Here is a 15,700-nt window from a genome sequence, read left to right as displayed (position 1 = left end):
TCAAAAAACAAGCTTATTTTATTTTTTATGGGCGTTAGAAACCAATCGTACATCCATTAAACTGGGAATGTGTTTTAATTGCTCACAAAGTTGGGTTAACGATTCTTTAGGTCCGGATATATCAATCAGGTTCACAGCGATTGCCCCACGTGATTTATTTTCCATTTGTTCAATGTTGTATTTTAGTTTTGATATATTTTGAGTGATTTTACCCATAGCTCCTGGAGCATTTTTGTTGATAACTAATATACGGTAACAATTTGGTACTTGAGTTGCCGAGAGCGATATATTAGGAAAATTAACAGAATATTCGATGATGCCATGTTCTAAATAATTACAAATATTACGAATGACCATTTCTGCAGCACTTTGTTCAGCTTCCTGAGTACTTGCTCCCAAATGGGGAAAGGACAAAACATTGGGATGACCAGCCAGATTAATTGTGGGAAAATCTGTGATATATCCCATGATCTGTTGATTATTTAATTGTTGCAAAATCGCAGCTTCACTTACTATTTGTTCACGGGAAAAATTAAGTAAAAGGGTATGGGGTTTTACCAAGGTAATATTTTCTTCATTAATTAAATGAGTGGTTGCTGCGTTTAAGGGGATATGTAGGGTAATAATATCTGCGTGAGCAAGTAACTCATTCATTTCCATAACTTTTTCAACTCCAGGCATCAATGCCAGAGCATTAGTCAAAGTCATATTCGTATCAAAACCCAATACCTTCATTCCTAAAGCCAGCCCGGCATTCGCTACTTTAACGCCTATGTTACCTAAACCTATAACCCCCAATGTTTTACCTGAAATTTCGTGGCCAATAAATTTCTTTTTTTTAGTTTCGATTTCTCGGTTGAATAATTGATTATCCTCTTTTGACAGTTCAGTAATAAATGAGCGGGTATCGTCTAAATGTCTATAACCCATTATCATGGCTGCCATCACCAATTCTTTTACTGCATTGGCATTTGCTCCGGGAGCATAAAATACCGGGATACCCATCTGTGTAAGTACTTCAACAGGGATATTATCAGTACCGGTTCCGGCTCGTGCTACCGCTTTTAAGCTTTTTGAAAATGGATGATCATGTAATTTATGGGAACGTACTAGAATGACATCGGGATCAACTGGGTTAAGACCTAATTGATAAATGTCAGGATGAAACAAACTCAAGCCCTGTGGTGATATATTATCAAGAACTTGAATGATAAACATGGTCATCTCCCTTGATCAGAACATCAGAGTTATCAATTTCAGTAAGCCCCTGTTCATAATAAGCATAATATTGTGAAGGTAATTTTTTCAACTCATTCTGAGTTAGCCCTAAAGGGATTATTGGGTAAAAGCTTGCGTTTCTGATATAAAAATCAGAGTGATTTTTCACCCATTCCTTGGGATTGAGGCCAGCAAAGCCAATAAAGCGTGTTACTATTTCTCGAGCCTCCCAGTCACTTACTCCATCACCTACCAATAAAGAGCGCTCATCGGGTTTGAGTACCGAGGCAATTTCTATCGTTTTCCCATTGCCTTGGGTCATATTACTTTGTTCATCAAATCCTTGATAGTTCCCTTGCTCATCAAAATACACTTCTACTGCGAGAACATTACTCGCAGGAATTCCTAAAGTCTGAGCAAACTGAACTACTGCCAGTTTAATCCCAGCAGAAATGATATAGATTTTTTTATTCAAACCTTGTAATAGCTGAATGAGTTCCGCTGCTCCAGGAGCAATATGTTGTCTGTAGCACTCCGATAACTCTTCTATTTGTTTTCGAGTGGGTTGTACATAATCCAATCGCTGGCGATAATCACTGGGAGTCATGCCGGTTTTGCCCATACATCGTGCAGTAATCTGATGTACTTGCTCTGCGACTCCGTTTGTCGTTGCTAATACATTAATGCCCTCAATAAGGGAGAGGGTACCATCGCAATCAAAGAAAAAAGTATCAATGGGGGAATTTATAGCCCAGGGATTCCGATTATGCATGAATAATAGCCCTTATTTTTAAACTGAGAATCACAAAACTGGTGCTTCTGAGCTATGGTTATATTCTTCGTTGGCCATTAACAGGTGCAATTGTTCGGCAATTGTTTGCCAATAGTTCTTATTATAAATTATTCCTGGCCGTGGTTTACCTTCATAGCGTTCTAATAGACGATTGAATTGTTCCAATAAATAAGAGGCAAAAGAGTGATTTTCATAGCGAGTGGAAGGATCTTCGAAAAATCGTTCCATTTGCTGCATAATCTTATCAGCATTATCGCTTGCCTTTGCTTCATCGTTGATTTTCTCTGCTCTTTTTTGCCCATCGTCGGTATGGCGCCACCAACTAAACCATCCATTAGGTTGGCGGGTGTTGATACCCAGCTTATAATAATTATTATAGGCAATCCATGCATCCGATATTGTATTTTTCAACTCTTTAAGCCAGTCTACAGCTAAGTTTATATCTGTTGTGCCAGCTGTTAGTTGCTCATTTTTTTTAAAAAAATCGTGCGATGATGCATTGGGTTTGCGCCGAGTGCGTGAAGGTTTTTTATGCTCTATTTGGGGCCTTGATTTGGTAAGATGAGTCAGTGGTTTCGTATGAGTATTATTCGTATCAACGAATATCATTGATCTTAATCTGGATTGTTCTCTGGCAGCAATTAATTCAGCCCTTCTTTGAGCAACGAATCCTGTAGGAATATCAAAATTGTTTTTCCCGGCAAATAAAATTGCCTGCTTATTATTTTTGCCCATTATAATTCCTTATCCCTAAGTTATTCATCAGAGCCCTTGCATATGCATTTTTTCGTTTATTGATGCATTATCTCTGTTGGTGCGGTGTTCATTTACTTCATGTAAATTACGCGCCTCGAAACAAAAATGCCTCGTACTAAGGCAAAATCTCCTGTGATGCAAGAGCGCTATTATCACATCAAATTGATATGATTCTAAGGCAACTTAATCATATAGGCTCTTTTTTTACTATGCAATAACTCCTGTTATCAGAATAAGCTAAGTATTAATGTCGCACTTCAATAATAAGTCTATACTTGGAATAATAATCGGTTCAGGAAAAGGAAACTCCCATGAACGCTTATACCGCAGACATCCAACATCCAGTAACTATTCCCAGTAAAAATGTTTACCTCAATGGTTTTTTATTTATCCCTGAGGAAGCGAAAGGCATGGTGATTTTTGTGCATGGAAGTGGCAGCAGTCGATTCAGTAGTCGCAACCAATATGTGGCAAGTACCCTGAATGAAGGAAAATATGCGACGTTGCTTTTTGATCTGCTTACCTCACAGGAAGATGTCATTGATAATGTTACTCGTGAGTTTCGTTTTGATATTCATCTATTAGCATCTCGACTTCTTGATGTAATTCAATGGTGTACCAAAGAATTTTCAGCCTATCATTTTCCAATTGGTTTGTTTGGAGCGAGCACAGGAGGAGGCGCGGCACTTGTAGCAGCTGCACAGGCGCCTAATTTTGTCCAAGCGATTGTATCACGTGGTGGTAGACCCGATTTAGCCGGAAACTATTTACCTAAAGTCAAGAGTCCTACGTTACTTATTGTTGGTGGAGATGATGATGTAGTTATTGGGCTTAATCAGCAAGCGATGTCCCAAATGAGCTGCATCATACAATTGGAACTGGTGCCAGGGGCAACTCATTTGTTTGAGGAGCCTGGAACATTACAGGAGGTTTCAAACTTAGCCAAAAAATGGTTTGACCAATATTGTACTCGATAATGTTTGTGTCTGAGGAGGCTTTTATGAATAAGGATGCTTTGCATAAACTAGTCGATGAACTGAATAATACTATTGTTCCTTTGGGCGCTCAGGATGAAGATTATGATGCGGTGCTTGAGCAAATAGGAGATGCTCGTTTTGTAATGATTGGCGAAGCATCCCATGGAACGCATGAATTTTATCAGACCCGTATTAAAATATCCCAGCATCTTATTAAAGAGCGCGGATTTATGGCAATTGCAATTGAAGGGGATTGGCCTGATGCTTATCGTGTTCATCGTTATTTACAGGGAGAAGGAACTATAGCTCATAGTGAGCAATCTTTGGATGCTTTTGAGCGATTTCCAACCTGGATGTGGCGTAATACGACACTTCCTCCATTTCTTAATTGGTTACGTCTGTATAACGACAGTTTGCCTGCAGCAAAAAAAGTTGGATTTTATGGTCTTGATTTATATAGTTTAAATTCATCCATGCAAGCAGTAATTGATTTTCTGAATAAAATCGATCCTGAGGCGGCACTTCGTGCCAAACAGCGTTATGCGTGTTTTGATCATCTTAATCAAGATCCCCAAATGTACGGCTATCTAATTAGCGCCGGAATTAAAAAATCCTGTATTAATGAAGCTGTGGCTCAATTAGTTGAATTGCAACACCGTGCGTTTGAATACCTGCATCGTGATGGAATTGCCGTTGAAGATGAATATTTTTTTGCAACTCAAAATGCCCGATTGGTAAAAAATGCAGAAAATTATTATCGCTCTATGCTGGAAGGTAGGGTTTCTACATGGAATATCCGAGATACTCATATGGCAGAAACGCTTAATGTCTTGGCTGATCATTTGGAAACACGATTCAATAGGCCGGCCAAAATCATTATTTGGGCGCATAACTCGCATGTAGGGGATTCGCGTGCGACTGAAATGGGTGAGCGTGATGAATTTAATCTAGGCCAGCTGGTACGCGAGCAATATGGTATACATGCTTATTCCCTTGGCTTCTCAACTTATGAGGGCACTGTTATGGCTGCATCTGATTGGGGACGACCTGGAGAGAAAAAGCAAGTAAGACCTGGTTTGCCAGGAAGCTATGAAGAACTCTTTCATCAGTTAAAATACAAGAATTTTTTCTTAAACTTACTTAATAATGAGAAATTGGAACATTATTTAAATATTCCTCGCTTGCAGCGGGCTATAGGCGTGGTTTATCTTCCAGATACTGAACGCTTTAGCCATTACTTTTTTACGCGACTTCCTTATCAGTTCGATGGATTAATTCATTTTGATAAAACGAGCGCTTTACAACCATTAAGTCAAAAGCATATTGTGACGAATCAATGAAACAAAACGATATATTGTCAGTTATGTAACCTACATGCAGCGCAGTACCCAAGATTATTATTTGATATGTAATGTGGCTAAATCTTCTTCATTCAGGGTTTCTTTTTTCAATAATAAAGTTGCGCCTTTATCTAATATTTTAATATGTTTTTTTATAATATCTACGGCATCATCAAATACATTTTGGATAATTTTGCGGACTGCTGTATCAATCTCACAAGCGGTTTCTTCACTAAATTCACGATCGTGATATGTCATTGGAGATTCCAGGAACGGTGAATGTTCTTTCTGGTAGGTTACAGGTCCGAGTTCCTTATCCATACCGTAACGCATGACCATACTTCGTGCAATATCTGTTGCCTTGGCAAGATCATCGGCTGCTCCCGTTGAAAATCGACCAAATACAACAAATTCTGCTGCTCTGCCTCCGAGCAAGACCATCATTTTATTTTTTAATTCTTGCTCAGTCATCAGATAACGGTCTTCAGTAGGTCGTTGAATGGTATATCCCAAACTCCCTATACCGCGTGGAATAATAGAAACTTTGTGTACCTGGTCTACATTAGGTAAAGAAAGGGCGATCAAAGTGTGACCCATTTCGTGATAAGCCACTGCTTTTCGTTCTTCAGGGTTGAGTAAGCGATTTTTTTTCTCCAAACCTGCTACGATTCGTTCAACAGCGTTGGTGAAGTCATCCATGCTTACAGAGTCAGCATCATGACGCGTGGCAAGCAGAGCAGCCTCGTTGACTAGATTTGCCAAATCTGCACCAGAAAAACCTGGCGTTAAGGCCGCAATTTTTTCGGGATCAACATCGGAGGCTTTTTTTATTTTTTTCAGATGAACATTTAGAATGTCTATTCGACCTTTTTTATCAGGTCGATCGACGAGTACATGGCGATCAAAACGTCCAGCACGCAATAATGCCGGATCAAGAATTTCCGGTCGATTCGTCGCGGCGAGCAAGATTAATCCTTCGCTGGGGTCGAAGCCATCCATTTCTGAGAGTAACTGATTTAACGTCTGTTCCTTTTCATCATGTCCACCGCCAAGGGGATATGCACCACGAGCTCTCCCCAACGCATCAAGCTCATCAATAAAAATGATTGCCGGAGCTGTTTCTCGGGCATGGATAAAGAGATCTCGTACGCGCGCGGCACCAACACCAACAAACATCTCTACGAATTCTGAACCATTAATTGAAAAAAATGGCACTCCTGCTTCACCTGCCACAGCTCGCGCGAGTAATGTTTTACCAGTTCCAGGAGGACCAACTAAAAGTACTCCTTTAGGTATATGGGCTCCGATACGAGTATAATGCTGCGGATTCTTAAGGAACTCGACTACTTCCATAAGCTCGGCTTTTGCTTCATCTACTCCAGCAACATCTTGAAATGATACATGTGTTTCTTTTTCCATGTATATTTTAGCTTTACTTTTCCCAACATCCAGAACTCCGCCAGCAGCTGAACCCATGCGCCTTATCAAAAAACTCCACAAAGCAAAAAAAAGCAATGCAGGAATAATCCAAGACAGTACCATAGTTAACCATTTGTTTTCGGCTTGTCCATTAAATTTTACTTTTGCTGCTTCCAGAACGGATACAAGAGAGGGATCATTAATGCGAACCGTAGAGATTTGGGGTTCTTTGCCACCATATTCTTTTATTTCTTTGAGTTTATCTTCTGGGAGTAATTCTGTTAAACCATCGGGTTTTAAGTTTGCGGTAATGTAGTCCTCGGATAGTAAGACGTTATCTAACTTATCTGCTTTTAAAAGTTTTATAAAATCGCTATAGGCAATATCTACAGGATGTGATGCGAAAAAAAAGTTCTGGAATAAGAGGATAATCCAGAAAAACATCAAAATATACCAGAGCGAAAACTGCCATTGTTTATTTTCCACCACTCCCCCTGATTTAAGATTTTTATCTTACTTAGTAGAAAAACGAACTGGTTTTATACAGTATATACCAAAGGATGAATGATCATGTCATCAGTATTAGCCTAATTCCATATTTTTTATGTAGTGATGTCATGACATGAGGCGAAGTTGATCAATTGTAACTCAATTTTTAACTCGCAAATCAATAAATCTTAGGTTCAAGATGCATAATCCATTTAGATGACAATAAGAAAAGGTGAGGTATCTGATTCAGAGCTATTGGAGGGGACGCAACATCCCGCCAAAAAATCGACTTTGAATTAACATAGAGAACGAATACAAAACATCATCAAATTCCAGAAAAAAATGTCGTTGTTGTTTGCCACTACGCTCTCAATTTAGGACTATTATTTTATTAGTAGAAAAAATGAGCTGATTTTATCACTCGATACTAAAGGATAACTCATCATGTCGCCAGCTTTACCCCCATTCCAGATTTTTTTATGTGGTGATGTCATGACCGGGAGAGGAGTGGATCAAATTTTAACGCATCCTTGTGAACCACAACTCTATGAATCTTATGTCAAAGATGCTCGTGATTATGTTTCGCTTGCTGAAAGGGCCAATGGTGCGATTCCTCTTGGCAACAAAGGAGCGTATGTCTGGGGGGATGGCTTAAATGAGTTAAAAATAAGGAAACCAGATTTTCGTTTAATTAATTTGGAAACCAGCATTACCTGCAGCAATACTCCATGGCCATCCAAGGGGATCAATTATCGCATGCATCCTGAGAATATAGATGCTATTACTTCGGCACATATTGATGTTTGTGCCTTGGCAAATAATCATGTATTGGATTGGGGAAGAGAAGGCCTTTTAGAAACACTATTGACTCTGGACAAGGCACGAATAGGTTATACTGGTGCTGGAAATAACATTCACAAAGCGACTGCACCAGCAATTCATTTTATTCCAGGTTTCAAGGGGAGAATTCTCGTGTTCTCTATGGGAGTTGGTTCCAGTGGTATTTTCAAAGAGTGGGGCGCTACTCAGGAACAACCAGGAGTATGGTTGCTATCGGATCTGGAAGAAGACTCCATCAAGCAAATAAAGAACGTAATTGAGAATTATAGAAAAACAGACGATTTATGCATTGTCAGCATTCATTGGGGGGGTAATTGGGGGTATGAGATCCCAGCCCAACATCAGCAATTTGCTCATAGACTTATTGATGAGGCAGGTGTTAACGTGATTCATGGCCACTCATCACATCATCCCATGGGTATTGAATGGTACCATCAAGGTTTAATTTTTTATGGTTGTGGCGATTTGATTAATGATTATGAGGGCATAAGAGGCTGGGAAGAGTTCAAAAGTGATTTGTCGTTGATGTATTTTTTTACTTTTGATCCTCATTTACAGTTGGCGCAATTGGAGTTGGTTCCAATGCTAAGAAAAAATTTCACATTGCGCTATCCAAGTAACGATGCCAGCCAATGGATGGTGAAAAATCTTGCTAAATCCTCCCAAGATTTTAAGACATCCTTTGAATTGAAAGGCCATGTCATTTATTGTTATAAATAGATTAATCTGGATCGTTGCTTTGGGGGCAGCAATTATTCTTAATTTCATAGTAATGATTTGTAAAAAGGGGTTGAAAACCAATGCGCTTATAGAGATTTAGGCCTGCGCTGGACGCTTCTAAAAAACAGGTTTGGACGTTTAAATCCAATGCTTTTCTCAAGGCATAAGTCATCATCGCACTAGCAAAACCGCGTTTTTGAAAGTGGGGTATTGTGGCTAAATCATCGATACGTGCAAGGTGTTTTTTTACTGTTAAGGTCATAGATACAACTACTTCTCCGGCAAAAAAACCAGATAAATGATAAATTCCTTTACACTTGTTCAATGCTTCATTGTGTCTTTGAGTATAAACTTGGTTAATTTCTGTGGTTGATTGAAAACCATGAACCAGTGGGACTCCCCAGGTATCTAGATCTTCATTCATTACTCTGAATTCAACTTGATTATCCAGGGATTGCAGTGGAGCCGATAAAAGATTGAATGCCATTCCTATACCGGTATCGGTTAATTCATAATCGTGTAGAAATTGACGCTTTTGTTGTGAAAAAATCAGTGTCTGCTCTGCAATAACAATTGTCCATGGTACATTCTTTTGAGTGAAGTAGGATCTGCAATGTGTGAGATCGTTTAAAAATTCCTTATCTGTTTGAGTTACAAAAGCAGGATTAAGTCCTGCTGTAAGTACACCAGTTTCAAACGCAGTGATGGTTTGATGGTTTAGGCAGTGTAAGCTAATGAGCGAGAAAAAATGCTGCTCCAATTCATGAAAATCATTAATCAGTTGTTGCATTAAATAAATCCAATAAGTATTTTTTGGCTGCATTATAACAAGCTCATGAGAGTATACTATGTGCAAAAAAAGAAATACTCCAGGAATCAACCAATCGCATATCAGCCCAAGTCAGCGAAAGAATTTCCATTCTGGTGCATGCCAGGAGATGGATAACTCTTCGCTAAAAAACAAAGTCACTGCAGTCGAATTCTTTAGGACTGTTTGCCTCGAATTAGAAGAATCGGCATGGGAGCGTTGCGAATAACACCTTCTGCGACACTACCAAGCAATAAATGCTGATAGCCTCGACGGCCATGTGTTCCGATGACAATCAAATCAGCAGGCCAATTTTTTGCTGCTTCAATTATTTTTTCAGCAACTTTCTCGTTAGAAGGATTCATTTCAAGAAGCTGTGTTTCACAGTCGGCATGCTGTTGGCGTGCTATAGTTTGCATCTTATTCAAAAATTGTTGACCATATTCTTTGAATGAAGCCTCCAGCTTCTCATAATCAACCCCGGTTCCAAGATAAGGAGCATAAAATTCATTTGTAACGTGCACAATTCGTAATTTTGCCTGATGCACTTTACTTAGCTTAATTGCTTCCTGGAAGGCTTGCATTGATGTATCACTATCATCAATCGCAACTAAAATATTTTGATACATTTCTATTTCCTTATGAAAGTAAAGGGTTCCACTGTTCGGCAATATCTTACCCTATAATCTAGAATGAAACATAGATAGAATGTTTTAATTAAGTTAAAAGAAATAAATGAATTAATTTTGAGTATAAACAACTGCATGAGGCAAAAATGACTACGAACCATGAAATTTTATTTAGTCCCTTTAATTTAAGAGGTCTTCCGCTAAAAAATCGCATTGTCATGGCGCCACTAACGAGAAATCGTTCAATCCATGGAATTGATACTCCTTCAGAACTTAATGCAGAGTATTATGCACAACGTGCGGATGCAGGCTTAATTATCGCTGAGGCAACCCAAATTTCTCCGACCGGAAAGGGATATGCCTGGACTCCCGGAGTCTATTCCTCAGAACAAATTGCTGGATGGAAACTGGTAACGGAAGCTGTTCACGCGAAGGGAGGGGCTATTTATTTGCAACTCTGGCATGTAGGGCGAATCTCTCATTCTTCTCTGCAGCCCGGAGGGATTGCTCCTGTTGCTCCTTCTGCCATTGCGGCATCAGGACAGCGCACATTTATTGAAAATGGTACTTTTGTCGAAGTTGGGGTACCACGTGCATTAAAGCTTAGTGAAATTCCCCACATTATTGAAGATTATCGAATTGCTGCAAGGAATGCTATTTTAGCAGGGTTTGATGGCGTTGAAATTCATGCAGCCAATGGATATCTCATCCATCAATTCTTGTGTGATGGGACAAATCATCGAACGGATCAATATGGTGGTTCAATTGCAAACCGATTACGTTTTGCACTGGAAGTAACTGCTACCATTGTCGATGAAATTGGTGCACATCGAACAGGAATCCGTCTCGCTCCAGTAAGTCATGCCAACGGAGTCACAGATACTGCACCTGCGGCTGTATTTTTTCCACTTGTACAAGAACTGAGTCGATTTGAGTTGGCTTATGTTCATGTTATTGAAGGAGAAACTCAAGGTGCACGCGAGTATTATGGTTTTGATTTCAAAGCATTACGCAAAGAATTTAATGGCCCCTGGATGGTAAATAATGGTTATACATTGGAAATGGCCGACGAAGCAGTCAACAGTGGCTATGCCGATCTCGTGGCTTTTGGGCGATATTTTATTTCCAATCCCGATCTGGTCATGCGATTTAGAAAAAATGCGCCATTGAATGAATTAGATCGTGCGACTTTATACGGGGGGAGTGCAAAAGGTTATACGGATTATCCGTTTTTACAATCAAACCAATAAATCTAGATGAAATAATGATGCAAAAGCAATGGTTACTGGTTCTCATTCTTTTTATTTTAATTGCTACCGTGGCATATTTCTGGCAACGTTATTTCATTTATTTTCCATCTTCTGAAAAACCTAATTTGCAAGATTTTCAAGCTGAAGACATGCAAATTATTAAAATCCCTGTCGTGAATGGATTGACTTTAAGTTCTTGGTATAAACCCCCAGTGGATAAGAAACCAGTAATTCTCTATTTACATGGAAATGCAGGGCATATTGGTTATCGGATGCCTCTTGTTCGTCAGTTCCTCTCAGAAGGTTTTGGCGTGTTATTACTTGAATATCGTGGGTATGGAGGAAACTCGGGAAAGCCAACTGAATCAGGATTATATCAGGATGCGCGAGCCGCAATGCAATTTTTACAACAACGGGGTATTGAGGGAAAGAATATTGTGCTCTACGGGGAATCATTAGGAACCGGGGTGGCAACACAAATGGCTATAGAATTTCCTGTGTGCGCTTTAGTGCTGCAATCGCCATATACCTCATTAACGGCCCTGGCTCGCTTTCATTATTCCTGGTTACCAATGCCCATGATTGACAGGTATGATTCTTTATCACGCATTCAAAAAATTCATGTTCCCATCTTAATGTTACATGGGAAGCTGGATGAAGTTGTACCTTATAATCAAGGTTTAGCTTTGTTTAATCAAGCTAACCAGCCTAAGGAATGGATTGAGTTTTCAGATAAAGGGCATCAGAACTTATGGAATGCTCATTTTGCGCAAGCGGTTGTTCATTTTATTAATGTTTATTGTGGCGCGCACTTCAAGCAAATACTTGATAGATAGTCCTCATGTGGCCTGCCGAGTCGAAAAGGTACATCAGCAGATTAATTGATAATAAACCTGATAAATTTTAACCCAATGGTCTTGCAGTAGGAAAAAATATTAACATAGAATGGATTATGTTTCTTGTTAAGGGGTTATGGATGACCTATTTGAAGCACATTACCATTATTTCCAATGTTCTATTGTTAGTTCAGGGATTATCTTTCGCGAAAACAAACACAGAAACAAGGATATGTGATGCGAGTATCCATAATCCCTGTATTGTGCAAGACAGTGAACGTTCATCTTCTCCATTAAAATGGTTACGTGATACCTCTATGATTGCCAATGCGTATCAAGGCAATATATTGGGTATTAGTGAATTGACCATGTCTGGTAGTGAAGAGCCGAGTGAGAAGGGATGGAAAGATATTTCTGACTATATTGCCAGGCATGGACATTTACGGAATAAACCAGTGCTGGTGTTGGATTTACGCCAGGAAAGCCATGGCTATCTTAATGGCAGAGCGATTACATTAGTAAGTGAATATGACTGGATAAATCGCGGAAAAACAAATGCCCAAAGTCTTGCAGATCAGGAAAATTGGCTCAGTTCATTAAAAACTCAAAAAAAAATAAGTGGAATTCTCTCTTCGCAACAGTTCGCTGCCAAGGAGTTTTCTAGTGGTAAAAGCGTCCTGGTAAAAAAGATAAAAAATGAGGCGGACATCGTTTCAAAATTAGGTTTTGAATATCATCGATTATACGTTACGGATCACAGTGCACCGTCTGATTCAGAAGTCGATGCATTTTTAACCATAATAAAAAATGCGCCAAAAGATACTTGGTTTCACATTCATTGCAGAGGTGGTAAAGGGCGGACAACGAGCTTTTTTGTGATTTATGACATGTTAAAAAATGCAGATAAAGTGAGTTTTGAAGAAATTATTGCACGACACGCATCTATACCTCCTTATTATAATTTGTTTGAAGTCAATCGAGCAGAGCCTTACCTTACTCCTTATTACGAGCAGAGAGTCTTGTTCCTTGCTCATTTTTATCAGTTTGCTCAACAGCGTTTGAAGGGATATCAAGGAACGTGGAAGCAATGGAATATCAGTAATTCTGAAGGGTTTTATAAGGTTTGATTTTCCACCTTTATATTACCTTAACATTCTTTTTGTATGGGGGAAGTCGTATACCACTTTTCTCCAAGAATGATTTGCTCCCACCAGTCCTGCATTTTTGACTCATTCATTTCTTGCCATTCTACAGGGTGTAATACTAAGGCATCAGCCATTCGTTTTGATAAATCATACATCGCAACTCGTTTAGGAAGAGCGTCTTTCTCCCATTCCTTAATTGCTTGTTGAAAATCATCGTATTTCCAGAGATGTTCGCTGAGACTTAATGCATCCTGAATGGCTAAGGAAGCACCATTTCCCACGTGGGGGCGTAATACGGTGCTGGCATCTCCCAATAAAAGCGCTCCGTGAGTCACAAGACGATGAGCACAGACATCAACAATTTTCTGCATAAAAGGAGATTGAGTATCGAGGATTATTTGGGCTACAGCCTGAGGTAACTTGTCATGTGCTAATTGATAGAGATGTTCTTTTGCTTTTACAGAAAAGTCGATAAAAGACGTTGGGCCCAAATTTTCTAGATCCTCAAGCGCAATTTTTTCATAAAAAACCCAGTTCAATTTATTTTTTTGGTGATGATAGACCGGATAAGTTAATAGATGTCCTTTATTAAAACAGTAATAAAGTCCTTGTTCATTGAAAAGAGTTTTATTTTGTATTCGTTCAAATTCCAAGGTCCCGCGCCATGCAACATAACCTGAATATTCTGGTTGCACATTGGATATCAACTGCCTCCCTAAAGATTGAACACCATCTGCAAAAACAATTAAATCAAATTGCAGTGTTTTGCCAGACTCTAAAGTAATTTGACCAGGCCCTTCATTATTGAGTTGTACGTCGATAACCTTAACACCTTGAAGGTATATTGGGTCTGGTATTCTTTTTCTTAAATTGGAAAATAAAGTATCCCAGTGCAGACTTGTCATGGAAATTCCCTGCTGCCATAACAATTTTCCATAAACTGGTTCATTGTCTGCCTGACAATAAAAACTGCGTGCGGTGCATGTATGGGATAATGTATCTTGATCAATAAGATTTTTGGCTAATAATGCGTTCAGTAATTCAATCGAAATCGTAATACCTGCTCCGCGCGATTTTAAATCATCTGCTCGCTCAAAAACTGTAACCTGGAATTGATCTTTTAATAATAAGGCCAGGGCGCAACCAGCTATGGAACCACCAATAATACCGACTTTCAATGTAATTTCTTCCTGGAAATTGAATGAATACAGTGGATTATATAAAGTAATCAAACAAAATCAATAAAGACCAATTACACGTACTGTGGTTTTAGTTAAACCAGCAATTTTCATGGGCAAAACCATCCTTGGTACGTGATGCGGTTTCTGAGCATGATTGGATGAACGAAATAGTCATTTTCCCACCAATACACATTAGATATGAGCTACAAAGCGCAGGATTCCATTTGTACCTTGGGGGCGATTTCTGGCATCTTGCTCAGAGTATACGTTAAAAAAAATAAAGTGGTTTTTGCTAAGACTATAGACCATACCCGGACCAATTGCCCAAACACTTTCCTTACGACCGGGGAATCCAACTCCATTAACCAGGGTATCAGTAATCTGATTGAAAAAGTAGCCATTAACCCCTACAGTAAACTTTTCTATTACTGCATAACCTACAGCAATGTCTGCAAAAATAGCCTGTCCTGCTTGAATGGAGTTAACATTCGGTCCAAAGGCAACATTAGGACTATGATTGACACTATTCCACAGATAATGCAATCGCGCAGACGTAGACAATTTAGGAGTCATCCAAAACGTAAAAGCCCAATACGGATTTAAAGACCAAAAGCGGCTGCTGGAGTTAATTGCATTAATGCTGCTGTATCGTCCTATTGGGGCGACGACATCCAGTTCGACACGCGAAACAAATAACGGTCCCTTTCCATCTTTTCTCATAATAGGATCAAATTGCAGCGCCGGCCCAATCCACAAATCACCTGGTCCATTTTCTGCTTTTAATACACTATTTCCCAACCCATCATCTACGCGATCATTAACTACCCAGGGTAAAAGCGCAGAAAAACCTAAATTAGCTCCGAAAATTTTTTTTGTTGTAACATAAATAAACTGGGTTATATTCGCAACAACATCAAGGTCGGTACGAGGCAGAGGGAGTTTGTTGCCCTTGTTGTCGTTAAAGCGATTCGATGTGTAGTACTGAAAATAATCCTGGAAATAAAAGCCTGGGCCAGAAGGCGGACTTCCATCATAAAAACTGGTATAGCCCAGATTCACAACTGGTTCATCGTAAGCCAGTGCTGATGATGCGCTCAATACGATTACTAAACTAAAAAAAGAATGCAGTATCCCTTTCCATTGCATAAAAAATTGTCCCTTCTAAATCTGTCTCTTTTCTGGAGTTACTCAATTGATATGTTCTATTATCTTGAACTAAATTATTATTACTTGAAATATAAGCGTGTTCATGACTCGGCGTTTTGCTTTGGAAAATCCCGATCACTTTTTTGTATATCC

At 39.2% G+C, this 15,700-nt stretch carries 14 protein-coding genes; 6 read left to right on the top strand and 8 right to left on the bottom strand.

Annotated features, from left to right (window positions below):
• Positions 1–18: 18 nt before the first annotated feature.
• The 3 genes from BW930_RS07335 to BW930_RS07325 are packed head-to-tail and all read right to left on the bottom strand — an operon-like array spanning position 19 to position 2,746.
• Complete coding sequence (locus BW930_RS07335; protein WP_058468506.1) at positions 19–1,218, bottom strand: 3-phosphoglycerate dehydrogenase family protein; 1,200 nt, start codon at positions 1,216–1,218, stop codon at positions 19–21.
• Positions 1,196–1,990 carry an HAD-IB family phosphatase gene (locus tag BW930_RS07330; protein WP_058468505.1) on the bottom strand — a complete coding sequence of 265 codons (795 nt, stop codon included), beginning with the start codon at positions 1,988–1,990 and terminating at the stop codon, positions 1,196–1,198. The genes BW930_RS07335 and BW930_RS07330 overlap by 23 nt, the downstream gene beginning before the upstream one ends.
• 30 nt (positions 1,991–2,020) lie before the next feature.
• A complete protein-coding gene (locus BW930_RS07325) occupies positions 2,021–2,746 on the bottom strand; it encodes a TIR domain-containing protein (protein ID WP_058468504.1) in 726 nt (241 codons plus the stop codon).
• A 332-nt stretch (positions 2,747–3,078) separates the two neighbouring features.
• Here BW930_RS07325 and BW930_RS07320 point away from each other — a divergent pair, with 332 nt between their 5' ends.
• Both BW930_RS07320 and BW930_RS07315 read left to right on the top strand, forming a co-directional pair.
• Positions 3,079–3,744, top strand: a complete 666-nt coding sequence (locus tag BW930_RS07320; protein ID WP_058468503.1) for a dienelactone hydrolase family protein — start codon at positions 3,079–3,081, stop codon at positions 3,742–3,744.
• Between the two features lie 23 nt (positions 3,745–3,767).
• Positions 3,768–5,084, top strand: a complete 1,317-nt coding sequence (locus BW930_RS07315) for an erythromycin esterase family protein (protein WP_058468502.1) — start codon at positions 3,768–3,770, stop codon at positions 5,082–5,084.
• A 57-nt stretch (positions 5,085–5,141) separates the two neighbouring features.
• Here BW930_RS07315 and ftsH read toward each other — a convergent pair whose 3' ends face one another.
• Complete coding sequence (ftsH, locus tag BW930_RS07310) at positions 5,142–6,989, bottom strand: ATP-dependent zinc metalloprotease FtsH (protein ID WP_058468501.1); 1,848 nt, start codon at positions 6,987–6,989, stop codon at positions 5,142–5,144.
• Positions 6,990–7,436: 447 nt separating this feature from the next.
• Here ftsH and BW930_RS07305 point away from each other — a divergent pair, with 447 nt between their 5' ends.
• Positions 7,437–8,552 (top strand): CapA family protein, encoded by a 1,116-nt coding sequence (locus tag BW930_RS07305; RefSeq protein ID WP_058468500.1) that lies wholly within the window; start codon positions 7,437–7,439, stop codon positions 8,550–8,552.
• A gap of 1 nt (position 8,553) precedes the next feature.
• Here BW930_RS07305 and BW930_RS07300 read toward each other — a convergent pair whose 3' ends face one another.
• Positions 8,554–9,375, bottom strand: coding sequence for a GNAT family N-acetyltransferase (locus tag BW930_RS07300; RefSeq protein ID WP_238587881.1), 822 nt, complete (start codon positions 9,373–9,375; stop codon positions 8,554–8,556).
• A gap of 161 nt (positions 9,376–9,536) precedes the next feature.
• The gene (locus tag BW930_RS07295; RefSeq protein WP_058468499.1) at positions 9,537–9,989 is read right to left on the bottom strand and encodes a universal stress protein; all 453 of its coding nucleotides are present in this window, start codon (positions 9,987–9,989) and stop codon (positions 9,537–9,539) included.
• A 146-nt stretch (positions 9,990–10,135) separates the two neighbouring features.
• Here BW930_RS07295 and BW930_RS07290 point away from each other — a divergent pair, with 146 nt between their 5' ends.
• The 3 genes from BW930_RS07290 (at position 10,136) to BW930_RS07280 (ending at position 13,202) form a co-directional block, all read left to right on the top strand.
• A complete protein-coding gene (locus BW930_RS07290) occupies positions 10,136–11,239 on the top strand; it encodes an alkene reductase (RefSeq protein ID WP_058468498.1) in 1,104 nt (367 codons plus the stop codon).
• A 17-nt stretch (positions 11,240–11,256) separates the two neighbouring features.
• Positions 11,257–12,075: an alpha/beta hydrolase gene (locus tag BW930_RS07285; protein ID WP_058468497.1), complete on the top strand. Its 819-nt coding sequence runs from the start codon at positions 11,257–11,259 to the stop codon at positions 12,073–12,075.
• Positions 12,076–12,215: 140 nt separating this feature from the next.
• Positions 12,216–13,202: a phosphatase domain-containing protein gene (locus tag BW930_RS07280; RefSeq protein WP_058468496.1), complete on the top strand. Its 987-nt coding sequence runs from the start codon at positions 12,216–12,218 to the stop codon at positions 13,200–13,202.
• A gap of 20 nt (positions 13,203–13,222) precedes the next feature.
• On the opposite strand, the gene BW930_RS07275 is transcribed toward BW930_RS07280, so the two are convergent.
• Both BW930_RS07275 and BW930_RS07270 read right to left on the bottom strand, forming a co-directional pair.
• Positions 13,223–14,452 (bottom strand): FAD binding domain-containing protein, encoded by a 1,230-nt coding sequence (locus BW930_RS07275; RefSeq protein WP_238587880.1) that lies wholly within the window; start codon positions 14,450–14,452, stop codon positions 13,223–13,225.
• 141 nt (positions 14,453–14,593) lie between these two features.
• Positions 14,594–15,547 (bottom strand): SphA family protein, encoded by a 954-nt coding sequence (locus tag BW930_RS07270; protein WP_058468494.1) that lies wholly within the window; start codon positions 15,545–15,547, stop codon positions 14,594–14,596.
• Between the last annotated feature and the right edge of the window lie 153 nt (positions 15,548–15,700).

It is taken from the genome of Fluoribacter gormanii (genome assembly GCF_900156395.1).
GTDB classification, from domain to species: domain Bacteria; phylum Pseudomonadota; class Gammaproteobacteria; order Legionellales; family Legionellaceae; genus Legionella; species Legionella gormanii.
Note: the sequence above shows the minus strand (reverse complement) of the source record. Positions and strands in the feature narration are given on the sequence as shown.

What these genes read in the sequence shown, in the direction of transcription:
- BW930_RS07335 (WP_058468506.1), bottom strand. Translation starts at nt 1,218, where the DNA reads ATGTTTATCATTCAAGTTCTTGATAATATATCACCACAGGGCTTGAGT.
- BW930_RS07330 (WP_058468505.1), bottom strand. Translation starts at nt 1,990, where the DNA reads ATGCATAATCGGAATCCCTGGGCTATAAATTCCCCCATTGATACTTTT.
- BW930_RS07325 (WP_058468504.1), bottom strand. Translation starts at nt 2,746, where the DNA reads ATGGGCAAAAATAATAAGCAGGCAATTTTATTTGCCGGGAAAAACAAT.
- BW930_RS07320 (WP_058468503.1), top strand. Translation starts at nt 3,079, where the DNA reads ATGAACGCTTATACCGCAGACATCCAACATCCAGTAACTATTCCCAGT.
- BW930_RS07315 (WP_058468502.1), top strand. Translation starts at nt 3,768, where the DNA reads ATGAATAAGGATGCTTTGCATAAACTAGTCGATGAACTGAATAATACT.
- BW930_RS07305 (WP_058468500.1), top strand. Translation starts at nt 7,437, where the DNA reads ATGTCGCCAGCTTTACCCCCATTCCAGATTTTTTTATGTGGTGATGTC.
- BW930_RS07300 (WP_238587881.1), bottom strand. Translation starts at nt 9,375, where the DNA reads ATGCAGCCAAAAAATACTTATTGGATTTATTTAATGCAACAACTGATT.
- BW930_RS07295 (WP_058468499.1), bottom strand. Translation starts at nt 9,989, where the DNA reads ATGTATCAAAATATTTTAGTTGCGATTGATGATAGTGATACATCAATG.
- BW930_RS07290 (WP_058468498.1), top strand. Translation starts at nt 10,136, where the DNA reads ATGACTACGAACCATGAAATTTTATTTAGTCCCTTTAATTTAAGAGGT.
- BW930_RS07285 (WP_058468497.1), top strand. Translation starts at nt 11,257, where the DNA reads ATGCAAAAGCAATGGTTACTGGTTCTCATTCTTTTTATTTTAATTGCT.
- BW930_RS07280 (WP_058468496.1), top strand. Translation starts at nt 12,216, where the DNA reads ATGACCTATTTGAAGCACATTACCATTATTTCCAATGTTCTATTGTTA.
- BW930_RS07270 (WP_058468494.1), bottom strand. Translation starts at nt 15,547, where the DNA reads ATGCAATGGAAAGGGATACTGCATTCTTTTTTTAGTTTAGTAATCGTA.